Origin of the sequence: Acinetobacter bohemicus ANC 3994 (assembly GCF_000367925.1) — a bacterium.
In the GTDB taxonomy this organism is placed as follows: Bacteria; Pseudomonadota; Gammaproteobacteria; order Pseudomonadales; family Moraxellaceae; genus Acinetobacter; species Acinetobacter bohemicus.
In genome coordinates this window covers 699,622-711,717 of record NZ_KB849176.1, presented here as the reverse complement: position 1 = coordinate 711,717, position 12,096 = coordinate 699,622, and the positions used below count along the sequence as shown (strand labels likewise).

At 38.9% G+C, this 12,096-nt stretch carries 15 protein-coding genes and 1 tRNA gene; 6 read left to right on the top strand and 10 right to left on the bottom strand.

Going from position 1 to position 12,096, the window contains the following annotated elements:
* Positions 1-55 precede the first annotated feature (55 nt).
* The gene (locus F994_RS16120; protein WP_004651685.1) at positions 56-760 is read left to right on the top strand and encodes a D-Ala-D-Ala carboxypeptidase family metallohydrolase; all 705 of its coding nucleotides are present in this window, start codon (positions 56-58) and stop codon (positions 758-760) included.
* 135 nt (positions 761-895) lie between these two features.
* The gene (locus tag F994_RS16115) at positions 896-1,561 is read left to right on the top strand and encodes an O-methyltransferase (protein WP_004651683.1); all 666 of its coding nucleotides are present in this window, start codon (positions 896-898) and stop codon (positions 1,559-1,561) included.
* A 143-nt stretch (positions 1,562-1,704) separates the two neighbouring features.
* Here F994_RS16115 and F994_RS16110 read toward each other — a convergent pair whose 3' ends face one another.
* The 8 genes from F994_RS16110 to F994_RS16075 form a co-directional block, all read right to left on the bottom strand.
* Positions 1,705-2,547, bottom strand: coding sequence for a universal stress protein (locus F994_RS16110; RefSeq protein WP_004651682.1), 843 nt, complete (start codon positions 2,545-2,547; stop codon positions 1,705-1,707).
* 134 nt (positions 2,548-2,681) lie between these two features.
* On the bottom strand, positions 2,682-3,299 hold the full coding sequence (locus tag F994_RS16105; RefSeq protein ID WP_004651681.1) for a DapH/DapD/GlmU-related protein: 618 nt from the start codon (positions 3,297-3,299) through the stop codon (positions 2,682-2,684).
* Complete coding sequence (locus F994_RS16100; RefSeq protein ID WP_034697307.1) at positions 3,292-3,891, bottom strand: IMPACT family protein; 600 nt, start codon at positions 3,889-3,891, stop codon at positions 3,292-3,294. Before F994_RS16100 ends, F994_RS16105 begins: the two co-directional genes overlap by 8 nt.
* 271 nt (positions 3,892-4,162) lie before the next feature.
* A complete protein-coding gene (lptB, locus tag F994_RS16095; RefSeq protein ID WP_004651679.1) occupies positions 4,163-4,909 on the bottom strand; it encodes an LPS export ABC transporter ATP-binding protein in 747 nt (248 codons plus the stop codon).
* Positions 4,909-5,475, bottom strand: a complete 567-nt coding sequence (gene lptA, locus F994_RS16090; RefSeq protein ID WP_004651678.1) for a lipopolysaccharide transport periplasmic protein LptA — start codon at positions 5,473-5,475, stop codon at positions 4,909-4,911. The genes lptB and lptA overlap by 1 nt, the downstream gene beginning before the upstream one ends.
* Positions 5,459-6,007 carry an LPS export ABC transporter periplasmic protein LptC gene (lptC, locus tag F994_RS16085; protein ID WP_004651677.1) on the bottom strand — a complete coding sequence of 183 codons (549 nt, stop codon included), beginning with the start codon at positions 6,005-6,007 and terminating at the stop codon, positions 5,459-5,461. The genes lptA and lptC overlap by 17 nt, the downstream gene beginning before the upstream one ends.
* A 40-nt stretch (positions 6,008-6,047) precedes the next feature.
* A complete protein-coding gene (locus tag F994_RS16080; RefSeq protein WP_004651676.1) occupies positions 6,048-6,587 on the bottom strand; it encodes a KdsC family phosphatase in 540 nt (179 codons plus the stop codon).
* A gap of 3 nt (positions 6,588-6,590) precedes the next feature.
* Entirely contained in the window at positions 6,591-7,568 is a 978-nt protein-coding gene (locus tag F994_RS16075) for a KpsF/GutQ family sugar-phosphate isomerase (protein WP_004651674.1), read from the bottom strand.
* Between the two features lie 214 nt (positions 7,569-7,782).
* Between F994_RS16075 and cysS the strand changes: the two genes are divergently transcribed.
* From cysS to F994_RS16055, 4 genes are all read left to right on the top strand, one after another.
* Positions 7,783-9,204, top strand: coding sequence for a cysteine--tRNA ligase (cysS, locus tag F994_RS16070; RefSeq protein WP_004651673.1), 1,422 nt, complete (start codon positions 7,783-7,785; stop codon positions 9,202-9,204).
* A gap of 63 nt (positions 9,205-9,267) precedes the next feature.
* A tRNA-Gly gene (locus F994_RS16065) sits at positions 9,268-9,343 on the top strand.
* Positions 9,344-9,644: 301 nt separating this feature from the next.
* Positions 9,645-10,094 carry a universal stress protein gene (locus F994_RS16060; protein ID WP_004651672.1) on the top strand — a complete coding sequence of 150 codons (450 nt, stop codon included), beginning with the start codon at positions 9,645-9,647 and terminating at the stop codon, positions 10,092-10,094.
* Positions 10,095-10,291: 197 nt separating this feature from the next.
* Positions 10,292-10,678: a carboxymuconolactone decarboxylase family protein gene (locus F994_RS16055; protein WP_004651671.1), complete on the top strand. Its 387-nt coding sequence runs from the start codon at positions 10,292-10,294 to the stop codon at positions 10,676-10,678.
* 77 nt (positions 10,679-10,755) lie between these two features.
* Here the strand turns inward: F994_RS16055 and F994_RS16050 are convergent, their stop codons facing one another.
* Together F994_RS16050 and modB are read right to left on the bottom strand one after the other, a co-directional pair.
* Positions 10,756-11,397 (bottom strand): ATP-binding cassette domain-containing protein, encoded by a 642-nt coding sequence (locus F994_RS16050; RefSeq protein ID WP_004651670.1) that lies wholly within the window; start codon positions 11,395-11,397, stop codon positions 10,756-10,758.
* A 1-nt stretch (position 11,398) separates the two neighbouring features.
* Positions 11,399-12,082, bottom strand: a complete 684-nt coding sequence (modB, locus tag F994_RS16045) for a molybdate ABC transporter permease subunit (RefSeq protein WP_004651669.1) — start codon at positions 12,080-12,082, stop codon at positions 11,399-11,401.
* Positions 12,083-12,096: the final 14 nt, after the last annotated feature.

The window sequence follows — 12,096 nt, the reverse complement described above, 5'->3', positions numbered from 1 at the left end:
ATCCTTCAAATTAGATTAAAATAGAGCGAGTGTTTATAAATATTTGATTTCTATAATGAAGCATTTTCTAAAGGGATTACTAGGCTTAAGCTTGGTTCCACTTGTCATGATTGGATGTACCACATCTCATCAGAAAACACCCGATGGGAAACGGATCTTCATTCCACAAGAACGTATTAGTATTGAACGTCCAATTCCACCAAAAACCGTTCCTTATGCTTATAACGCATGGGTTGCTATAGGTGAGAATTTACGTCAAGTACGTGAATATGAAACCTTTCTTGAACGTAATGGGGTTGGTAATATCATCCCAAGTTTTGAACTTATGCGTACTGCACGTGATTGGCAAAAATGTGCTCGCTCCCAATATATGATTCCAAGCCGAGAATTATGGAATAACCAAATTTCAACATTGCGCGTATTTAAATATTTAGTGGCAGCAAAAGTATTAACGGAGTTTGAAGTAACATCCGTTTACCGAGATTTACCCCTAAATCAATGTGCAGGTGGTGCAAATTCATCACGTCATTTATTTAATTCTGCTATCGACTTCCGCATTGGCCCTGCATACCCGCAAGCTGAAGATTATGCATTTATTGAAAATACCAAATTTAAATTATGCCAATTTTGGGCACAACATGGTCAAAGTCTAAATATGGGACTTGGACTATATGCTTCAGGCCAAATCCATATTGATACCCAAGGCTATCGAACTTGGGGGCCTGACCTTTCACGTTATTCATCGATGTGTAATTACTAAAAAAGTCGATTCAAATAAAAAAGAGATCTCCAAGATCTCTTTTTTATTGCTGATGCTTAATAAATCGTAAACGAAAAATTGCACTATCAATGGAAAAGTTTAAAATGCTTGCATCGCAACCATGGTGACAAAGCTATGCAACAAATGTGGACAGAGATTGATGCCTACATCGATTCACATTTAATTCCAGAAGACCCGATTCTTCTACAAACATTAAAAAACACTGAAGATAAAGGTTTTCCAGATCACCTTGCCGTTGCCCCGAATCAAGGCATGCTGCTACAAATGCTCATTCAAATGAACAGCTGTAAGCGTGTACTGGAACTTGGTACTTTTGCAGCTTATAGCACCATGTGGCTTGCACGTGCCTTACCGAAAGATGGCTACATCTTAACCATTGAAGGTCGTGATACGCATGCAGCTTTGGCTCAAGAAAATATTGATCATGCGAAACTTCCGCAAACCATTGAGCTTAAAGTGGGACGTGCTGCGGATATCCTCAAAGCATTACCCGATGATTTTGAACCTTTCGACTTTATTTTTATTGATGCCGACAAACAGGGTTATCCAGAATATTTAGAGTTAAGCTTAAACTTGTCTCATTCAGGAACCATTATTGTGCTCGATAATGTCATCCGCGCAGGAGACATCATCAATACTGAGAATCACAAACCAAGTATTGAAGGTATTCGTGACATGTTTACCGCTTTACAGAACCATCCTCGGATTTTATCTTCAACTGCACTACAAACAGTCGGAAGTAAGGGACATGATGGCTTCGCTTTGGCTATAGTGAAATAATTTGACACACAGATCAAAAAACAATCTAACTGTTTTTTTATTTATTTATTAAATACTTACAAACACTATCCATATAGTTATCCACAAGTTATGCGGATAACTATGTTTAATTATTGATCGCTGCTTTTAAAGCAATATGTTCTCTATTTTACGACCAACAATGGGACGAGTGAATTTCGGAATATACTGGTTGCAACACTTCCCAAAAAGAATTGACGAATTTTACTGTGACTAAATGCACCAAGTAGTATCAACTGTATCCCATGTTCATTCTGATATTCAAGTATATTTTCAGCTACATCACCATAACGATATTCCATCACCACATCAAACCCAGCATCGGTCAAATACTGTGAAGGTTCTTTTAATACTTCTGGATGATCTCCAACGTAGAGTAAATGACACTGTAATAATTTTAATAAATCACTTTGTGCTACGCGCTTCATCAAATTGACACAGGTTGGCGAATATTCATAAGCAAAAATAAAACGGGTCGGTGGTTTAAAGTTTTCCCCCACCGTCATAACAGTACAGTTTACCCCTCGAATAAAGTTCTCAACATTACTCCCAATCGGCTTATTTCGTTCTGCTGCACGTTCACCGACTCGACCAATAATGGCGATGTCATCATCTTTCAGCACATGAAAACTTTGCTCTAAAAAGTCGCCTTTTTCTTGAATATGCGAGGCGGTGATTTCATACTTTTGCTGAATCATTTCAGAAATATGGTTCAACAAATTATTACTATAATCGAGTGCGAGTTCACTTTGCTTTTGTTCAAGTTCTGCTAGTTCTTTCAACAGCATTGCATTACTCTCAAAACCAATCACTCCACTAATTTCCCCCAAATGATAACTTGCAGGGTAATAGTCTAAAACCTGTAATAACACCAGTTCACGTTGTGTCTGCTTCGCAACCCATGCTGCGGCTTCAGCAACCGCATTCACGCATGGGGAAGAATCAATACATGCGATTACACGTTTCATTTTCGCCTCGCTTTTCGCCAATGAAGGCTTTAAGTCTATTTGTTATTTTTAACTTAGCATAACTCTTCGCGGCTGTGCATGCTTTTATGTAATCAAACTGATGCTATGTAAAGATCCTGATTGTATAAGAATTTTTAATCTCGATAGCGAATAAATTTTGCAGGATTGCCTGCCACAATGGCAGCTTTTTCAATATCTTTGGTCACCATACTGTTCATGCCAACAACAGCATGTGCATGAATCGTCACACCATCCTTGACCCCTACATGTGCGCCTAACCAAACATCCTGACCAATCTCGATACCTTGTGAACGTACCGGTTGTTGATAAATAGGCTGCTCAAGTTCCATGCCATGATCAAAAGCATATAAATGGCAATAGGCCGCAATACGGACTTGATCATGCAGTTTGATGCCCATGCGCCCGCCATCAAGAATACAGTGATGGTTAATCGCAACTTCATTCCCTATTTCCAAAGGCCCATGCAAAGTACAGTCTGCGGCAATAAAAGTATTGTCCCCAATAATGATTTTACGTCCGGGTTCCGCAAAAATATGTGCCAATGGTGAAATAAAACAATTCTCACCAATTTCCACTGTTTCCATTTGCATTAAGTAGGCTTGATATTCTTTTTGCCATGCTTCAGCCCAGCCCCGATTTTTAGGTTTTAATGACCAATACAACCACGGCATATAATTCAAACGATGTTTATGCTGTTCACGATATTTCAACAATGGATCTTGTTCAGTCATACTGTGGCTCTTCTAGCATTTTTAATTGTTCACGACCACGTGTCACATCTTGAATTTTTAATGACAATGGCTCAATTTGATGGATTTGTAGCAAAGCGATAACATCTACACCTGTTGCGGTATAGTCTTGTTGAAATTCTATCTGTTGTTGATTCAGTTCGTATTGAAAGATTGCCCATTCATTAAACTGGCAGCTAAAGCTGACTTTTTTCTTTTCAATCAGCTCAATTTTTTCAGCCAATAACAAACACTGTCCAGCACAGCCACCATAAGCCCGAACCAAGCCGCCCATGCCCAGTTTAACGCCCCCATACCAGCGATTGACCAAAACCAGAATATTGCTTAATTCGTTGCCTTCAATCGTTGCGAGTATAGGTCTACCGGCAGTTCCCGATGGCTCACCATCGTCATTAAAGCGAACATTATTGCCAATTTTCCATGCCCAACATTGATGTGTGGTACTGATATCCTTGCTGATTTCTAAAAAATCTTTGACGTCTTGTTCATTTGCTACAGGAACAGCAATGGCTTGAAAGCGACTTTTTTTAATCTCTTCTTCAAAAATCACTTGTGAGGCAATCGTAAATAGCATAAATCTTAAGTTAATGACAACACTACGGCAGTATAGCCTGTTTTCAGCAATTTTTAGATACAAAAAACTGCCTATGAAAAGTATGTCAGGCAGTTAAGAGTAATTTAATTATTACTTATTTGACCAATCTCCCCTAACCCCTCTTTAAAAAGAGGGGAACGATCTAGTATTCAATACTCTATTAAATTTCAGATACTCCCTCCTTTGAAAAAGGAGGGTTGGGGAGGATTAATAAATATTCCCTATGAGTAGCATGCTTATGAGGGCTTGATTAAACGGTAAAATCATCACCTAAATAAACTTGGCGTACAGTCTCATTTTCTAAAATTTCTTGTGGTGTCCCTTCAGCAATCACGGCACCCTCACTGACAATATAAGCACGTTCACAGATTGCTAAGGTTTCTCGTACATTATGATCGGTAATAAGAACCCCAATACCACGATCCTTTAATGTCCGAATAATATCTTTAATATCCCCGACAGAAATAGGATCTACCCCAGCAAAAGGCTCATCAAGCAACATAAACTTAGGATCAGCCGCCAAGGCACGTGCGATTTCTGCACGGCGACGCTCACCACCAGAGACACTCATACCCAATGAATCTTTAATATGGGTGATTTTAAAATCAGCCAATAATTCATTTAAGCGTTGCTGACGCTGCTGTTTATTTAAATCTTTACGTGTTTCTAAAATAGCCATAATATTTTCAGAAATGGTTAATTTTCTAAAAATCGAGGCTTCCTGCGGTAAATAACCAATCCCTTTACGGGCGCGTTCATGCATGGCTAAATCAGACAAATCAAGATCATCTAAATGAATCTCGCCTTTGTCCATACGAACTAAACCAACCACCATATAGAAACTTGTGGTTTTACCTGCACCATTTGGTCCAAGTAACCCAACAATCTGCCCACTTTGCATTTGAAAAGAAACATCTTTAACCACCCATCTTTTACTATAGTTTTTTGCAAGATGTTTAATACAAAGCGTTTGTGGTTGATTGAGCGATTGATCCATTAATCACGTGCTCCTGGGAAAGATTTCGCACCCGATGGTGGAATAACAATTTGAACACGACCTGAAGATGAACCTGAGCTATTTGGCGTACCTGTAGCTTCAACATCACCTTTATTCATACTATATTTCAATGTATTACCACGAATACTCGCACCATTTTGTTGTAACAATGCACTTCCAGACAAGGTAATAATGCCCGTTTCAGCATTATAAATAATCTTCTGCGCCTGCCCTTTGGCTAAGCCTTTGTTCACATCTACTTGTTGTTGAAACCGAGCAGGACGTCCTGTCGCAGTAATCGTACTAATTTCTCTTTTTGCATTTAAATTCGCAACAATGGAATCTGCTTGTAATTTCATTGTGCCTTGTTCAATGATGACATTCCCTGTATAGGTGGTAATGCCTGTTTTTTCATTATACGTTGCACGGTCAGCGACCAATGAAATGGCCTGATTTCGGTCAGCAGGAATTGCCAATGCGGTTGCCGATGATAATACAACCAAACCGACTAAAGCTGCTTGCTTAAACAAGGTTTTAGAAAATGTAAGCTTAAGATTTTGGTTCATATTTTCCTCGAATATTAAAAAATTCGTATTGACCGTTATTTAAATTGGCTTTCAAACCTTGGCTCACAAACTCAGCTTGTGGAGATTGCACAATCACTTGTTTATTGGTTTCAATTTCTCGAGTTTTAGGATATCCCGTTAACTCTGTCGTTTGGAACTGCATTTTGCCCTGTTGCATCAGCTTAACCGCCAACACATCACCTGACAAAACAATGCGTTCATTATCGTCATAACCATTCGCAACTTTGGCATAAAAAGTGGCATCTACAGCGCCATCTTTATACATTGAAGCATTCAGATTTGTAAGTTTTGATGTTTGTTTTTGCATGTCTTGCTCAAGACGATCGACTTGAGCACGCACAGCCAAATGACCATTATCATCGGTTTGAGTCAGATTAATTTTTTCAGCGGAATAGGTCATACTCCTTGCTGAATCAACCTCAAGTTTATTACCCTTACCGCTGTAATAGTAGTAACCACCACTTATAGCTGCAATTGCTATAGCAGTTACGTATAAAACTTTTGTATCCATAAGTGTGGTCTTAACTCAAATTAAATGAATTACTTAACTATTAATGTGGGACAGACGTATATTTTTCAAGGAAAACGTCATACGCTCCTTTGGCCATCAAAATCATATCGCAGATTTCACGCACTGCACCACGACCACCCATCGCCTGAGTCACAAGATCCGCACGGCGACGTACTTCCACATGACCATTTGGAACGGTAACTTTCATGCCCGCAATTGCGAATGCAGAAAGATCTGGCCAATCATCACCCATATATAAACAGTCTTCTGGTGCAATATTCAATTGTGCACATGCTTCGCGTAATGCAATACCTTTGTCTTCACGACCCTGAAAAACCAAGTCTACACCTAAGTCAGACATCCGTTTTTCAACAATATTGCTTTTACGTCCAGTGATGATAATGACTTTAACACCTGCTTGCTGCACAAGTTTCATGCCTAAACCATCACGGATATCAAATGATTTAATTTCATCACCTGTATTGGTAAGGGTCACAAAACCATCACTTAAAATACCATCGACATCAAGAACCAAAGCTTCAACATGACGCGCTTGTTCCAATAAAATATAAGATGCCATTTATTAATTTACCCCAGCTTGAATCAAGTCATGCATACTAATGACACCAATGACTTGATTGACATCATCAACAACAACAAATTGATTGATTTTCTTTTCATTCATTCGCTCTAAAGCTTCAACTGCACGAGCTTCTTGCGAAATCGTTAAAGGATTTTTCATCATGACTTCCGAAACAGCCAAATTCACATCAAAACCTTGCTGTTTATCAATTAAACGACGTAAATCACCATCGGTAAAAATACCCAACAGAACATTATTTTGATCCACAATTGTGGTTAAACCTAGACGTTTATTTGAAATTTCGTATAAAACTTGATTCATTGGTGTATCTGGAGATACCTTCGGCAATTCTTCACCAGTATGCATCAAATGCTTAACATGAAGTAATAGACGTTTACCCAAAGCTCCCGCTGGATGTGACATCGCAAAGTCATCCGCAGTAAAACCGCGTGCATCCAATAAAGCAACCGCCAGTGCATCGCCTAAAGCTAAGGTTGCAGTGGTACTTGAGGTTGGTGCTAGACCCAATGGGCAAGCTTCTTGGATATTCCCCAACGTTAAAGCCACATCGGCATTTTGCGGCATTGGCCCTTTATCATCACCACTGATGGTAATTAAAGGGATTTCTAAACGCTTAATCAATGGCATAAGCATCATAATTTCATCACTCTTACCCGAGTTTGAAATGGCAATCAGCACATCCCCGTACACCAGCATACCTAAGTCACCATGCCCCGCTTCACCCGGATGCATAAAGAATGATGGCGTCCCTGTTGAGGCAAAAGTTGCTGCCATTTTACGACCAATATGCCCCGACTTACCCATTCCCGTAATGACTAAACGCCCGCGGCACTGCAAAATAATTTCACAAGCACGGCTAAAACGTTCGTCAATTTGCGTTGCTAATATTTCTAGGGCTTTTTCTTCTATACGCAAAGTTTCTAATGCAACTTTTTGGAAGTCTATTTGGTTCGGCATATGTTTTGGGTTCAAAGTGGGTTTACCTTAACTCTATTTAAAGAGTGACTCTAATCAAGCAAAAATAATTTTCGCAATTTTATCATATCTATGCAAATCTCACGTTTCTAAATGTACAACTTTTCACAAGCTTATAAAAAAAGCGCATAAAACTTTATGAAAAATAATGCTTAGGTTAAGATGAGCTATCTTTTATTTAGCATTTTGAAGACCTATGCAACCATTTGTTCTATATAACTCAGAGCAACGTAAAAAAGTTGAATTTGTTCCGCGTGTTGAAGGACATATCGATATGTATGTTTGTGGTATGACCGTCTATGACTACTGTCATATTGGACATGCTCGAGTCATGGTTGCATTTGACTACATTATTCGTTTCTTGCGCAGTCAAGGTTGGAGCGTTAAATACGTTCGTAATATTACCGATATTGACGATAAAATTATTCAACGTGCCAATGAAAATGGCGAGAGCATTACGGCTTTAACTGACCGTTTCATTCAAGCGATGAATGAAGATGCGGAAAATTTGGGCTGCCTACATCCAGATGAAGCACCACGTGCCACTGACTATATTGACCAAATGCAAAACATGATTGGTAATTTAGTCAATAAAGGTACAGCTTATCCTTCAAATAATGGCGATGTCTATTTCCAAGTGGAAAAATTTGCCAAATACGGTCGTTTGTCTGGTCGTAAATTGGAAGATATGCAAGCGGGTGCTTCTGAACGTGTCGATGTCGAAGTTGAAAAGAAACACCCTTTTGACTTTGTGCTTTGGAAACATGCCAAAGAAAATGAACCGTCTTGGGCTTCACCTTGGGGCAATGGTCGTCCGGGTTGGCATATTGAATGTTCTGCCATGTCGACCTGCTGCCTAGGCAACCATTTTGATATTCACGGTGGCGGCTCAGACTTGATGTTCCCACACCATGAAAATGAAATTGCGCAATCTGAAGCGTCTACAGATGAGCAATATGTCAATTATTGGATGCATGTCGGCTTCATCAATTCCGATGGCGAAAAAATGTCGAAATCTTTAGGCAACTTTTTCACCATTCGTGATGTAATGGAAAAATTCCATCCTGAAGTGATTCGTTACTTTATTGTCTCGTCACATTATCGTAGCCCTGTGAACTTTTCAGACTTTGCATTAAAAGAAGCAAAAAATGCACTCAGTCGTTTTTACCATTCATTTAAAGCGTATCAACAAAGCTACGGTGAAAAAACCACTGAAGCCTTAGATGAAACTTTAGTTGAGCGCTTTAATACCGCTATGCGTGATGACTTTAATACATCCGAAGCGATTGCTGTATTGTTTGAAATCAATAAAGAACTCAACCGCGCTGTAAAAGATGAAAATGCTGAACAGGCAACTGTTTACTATTCAACATTACGTCACTTAACCCATATTCTTGGTCTGGTTCAATATAATGTAGATGAGTTCTTAAAGTCTGATATTGGTCAAGAAGCACTTGGTTTATCTGAAGAACAAGTTGCAGATCTCATTCAACAACGTGTTGATGCCAAAAAAGCCAAAGAATTTGCCAAAGCTGATGAAATTCGTCAATCTTTGCTTGATCAAGGCATTGTTTTGGAAGATACCCGTCAAGGTACAATTTGGCGTCGTGCTGATTAATTAACCAATCAATTTTTAGAGTGTTGACAGTTTTATAAAACCCTCTATAATGCACACCATAAAGCGGGAATAGCTCAGTTGGTAGAGCATAACCTTGCCAAGGTTGGGGTCGAGAGTTCGAGTCTCTTTTCCCGCTCCAAAATACGAAAAAGCCCTTATCATTGATAAGGGCTTTTTTACATCAAAATTTTAATTTTAAAGCCAAATATCTCTCTATAGCTCATCTTCAATGATCTACATCATCAAACAGTGACCGCGTAAACTTTAGATCTCAGTACATAAACGCCCTTTAACTTCCTAAGCCCCAAATTAATAATCTAGCGACTGAAATACAAAAAAATTAAAAGCAAAAAGATATATTTTTATCCTTTTTTATCACGACATGTTCACTATGTTAATCTTGAGCTAGATAACGAATCTTGAAACAAGAGGAAAGTGTCATGAATTACCAACACATCTTACTCGCTGTTGATGATTCCCCAACTGCTATTGCGACAGCTGAGCAAGTGATTATTTTAGCCAAAGCATTAGGCAGTAAAGTCACCATAGCCAGTGTTGTTGTGCTCGACCCTTTAACCAGCGTTAGTTTTTATAAAAATGTCCCCGGCATAACGGATTATTATTTAGCAGCCAAAGCGCATGCCAAAAATATTCTGGCTGAGCTCAAGCACAAATTTATTCATCACGGGATTGAAACAGAGACCAAACTAATCAGCAGCCATTCCCCAAGTGATGGTATTTCTAAACTCGCTGATGAGTTAAATGTTGACTTAATCGTGGTCGGTTCACATGGTCGTACCGGTTTAAAAAAAGCGTTGATTGGCAGTATTGCACAAGACATACTGACATCAAGCCATGTTCCCGTACTCGTGATGAAACACACAAAATAATATTTTATACCCATTTAATCAGCTCATTTTATGTGGGCTGATTTTACTTCTTAGATGAGCTTTTAATATTCGGTAACTTAAACTTAATGTTACTCAAAAAATTCAATTCAATTAAGCTTATCAATCAATTCACATTGAAGCGATTAAAGCATAAACTTTAATCGCTCCTTTTTTATTGACATGACAAGAGTAAAAATATGTCACAACAAGATTTTGAAAATGGTTTAAAAGTTCGCACTGAAGTTATGGGTGAATCTTTCGTGAAACGCGCACAAGATAATACGGTGCCCTTCACTCAGCCCCTACAAGACTGGATTAATGAACATGCATGGGGTTCGACTTGGCAACGTGAAGGTGTGCTGCCGCGTAAGTATCGCTCATTGATTACCATTGCTTTCTTAACTGCTCAAAAAAGCCCAACAGAACTTAAAGGTCATGTTCGTGGCGCATTAAATAACGGCGCGACTGTAGAAGAAATTCAAGAAGTGCTCCTTCATAGCCTACCTTACTGCGGTGCCCCAGCCACGCAGGAAGCTTTTCGTGCCGCGCTTGAAGTCATTAATGACTATCAAAAATCTGAATAATATCATTTGAAATGTATAAAAATAGTTTAGGTATCATGCTTAGGCTATTTTTACTCAATGATTAGACCCTTTGGGTTTTACCTATGCTGCAACTGTCCTTGATCTAACTGCAAAATATCAGCTTTTAAATATTTCAACTCTTCCAAATGATGCGTTACATAAATCATAGGTAAATTTAGCTCATCTTTAATTCGCTGTAAAAAGGGTAAAATTTGCTGTTTTAACTGCTGATCCAACCCTGTTAATGGTTCATCTAAAAGCAATAAATGAGGGGAAGATAACAATGCACGTCCAATCGATACGCGTTGTGCCTCACCACCAGAAAGTTGATGTGCTTTACGTTGACATAAATGAGTCAGTTCGAGCAGCTCAATAATTTCATTAAACTGAAATTTTCGTTCAGCTTGAGGAATGAATTTTTCTGCGTAGCACAGGTTTTGCTGCACATTCATATGTGGAAACAACAAGGCATTTTGAAAAATGAGTGCAATTTTTCGTTGATGCATCGGCACATGAATTTTTTGCTGGCTATCAAATAAAATCTGCTGATTAAACTGAATTGAGCCATGTGTCGGCTTTAATAAGCCCACAATATTTTTTAATAGAGTACTTTTACCACACCCAGATACACCGACAATTCCTAAAAGCTGCTGTTGCATTTCCAGTTCAACATTCAACATAAAATCAGCATGTTGATATTGAAAATTACACTTCAACATATCATGCTCCTAATTTTTGTTGATACTTTTGCAGAATAAAATAATTTGCAATTAACGCGCTAAATGCCAAAACCAAGGATAAAGCAACCAGTCGCATGGCCATCTCCTCTCCATTGGGTTGTTGCAGCAATGAATAAATTGCAATCGGAATAGTACGGGTTTCATCGGGGATATTGCCGACAAAAGTGATGGTTGCGCCAAACTCGCCTAAACTTCGACTAAAACATAAAATACTACCAATCACCATTCCCGGAATTGCCAACGGTAAGTTTATACTCAAAAATACTTTCCACGGCGCTGCGCCTAATGAACCTGCAATTTGTTCGAGTTGTTGATTCATCAACTGAAAAGATAAACGGATGGGTTGTACCATCAAGGGAAATGCCACAATCATGGATGCTAAAACCGCCCCTTTCCAGTTAAATGCCAGTTGAATCCCCAACGCATTTAAATACTGGCCAATCAATCCCTGATTGCCAAATAAAACTAAAAGTAAATAACCCAAAACGACGGGAGGTAAAACCATCGGTAATTGTAACAGTGCTTCCACAATAAATTTTAGTCGAAATTCATAACGTGCTAAGACCCATGCCAATGCAACCGCAAAAGGTAAACAAAACAATGTGGCAAAGCCTGCAACTTTGGCAGATAAATAAAGTGCACTCAGTTCCTCTGGACTAAACATATCAGCTAGCCTCC

Bases quoted from the DNA above. Each gene is read 5' to 3' on its own strand.
- F994_RS16120 (WP_004651685.1), top strand. From the start codon at position 56: ATGAAGCATTTTCTAAAGGGATTACTAGGCTTAAGCTTGGTTCCACTT.
- F994_RS16115 (WP_004651683.1), top strand. From the start codon at position 896: ATGCAACAAATGTGGACAGAGATTGATGCCTACATCGATTCACATTTA.
- F994_RS16110 (WP_004651682.1), bottom strand. From the start codon at position 2,547: ATGAAACGTGTAATCGCATGTATTGATTCTTCCCCATGCGTGAATGCG.
- F994_RS16105 (WP_004651681.1), bottom strand. From the start codon at position 3,299: ATGACTGAACAAGATCCATTGTTGAAATATCGTGAACAGCATAAACAT.
- F994_RS16100 (WP_034697307.1), bottom strand. From the start codon at position 3,891: ATGCTATTTACGATTGCCTCACAAGTGATTTTTGAAGAAGAGATTAAA.
- lptB (WP_004651679.1), bottom strand. From the start codon at position 4,909: ATGGATCAATCGCTCAATCAACCACAAACGCTTTGTATTAAACATCTT.
- lptA (WP_004651678.1), bottom strand. From the start codon at position 5,475: ATGAACCAAAATCTTAAGCTTACATTTTCTAAAACCTTGTTTAAGCAA.
- lptC (WP_004651677.1), bottom strand. From the start codon at position 6,007: ATGGATACAAAAGTTTTATACGTAACTGCTATAGCAATTGCAGCTATA.
- F994_RS16080 (WP_004651676.1), bottom strand. From the start codon at position 6,587: ATGGCATCTTATATTTTATTGGAACAAGCGCGTCATGTTGAAGCTTTG.
- F994_RS16075 (WP_004651674.1), bottom strand. From the start codon at position 7,568: ATGCCGAACCAAATAGACTTCCAAAAAGTTGCATTAGAAACTTTGCGT.
- cysS (WP_004651673.1), top strand. From the start codon at position 7,783: ATGCAACCATTTGTTCTATATAACTCAGAGCAACGTAAAAAAGTTGAA.
- F994_RS16060 (WP_004651672.1), top strand. From the start codon at position 9,645: ATGAATTACCAACACATCTTACTCGCTGTTGATGATTCCCCAACTGCT.
- F994_RS16055 (WP_004651671.1), top strand. From the start codon at position 10,292: ATGTCACAACAAGATTTTGAAAATGGTTTAAAAGTTCGCACTGAAGTT.
- F994_RS16050 (WP_004651670.1), bottom strand. From the start codon at position 11,397: ATGTTGAAGTGTAATTTTCAATATCAACATGCTGATTTTATGTTGAAT.
- modB (WP_004651669.1), bottom strand. From the start codon at position 12,082: ATGTTTAGTCCAGAGGAACTGAGTGCACTTTATTTATCTGCCAAAGTT.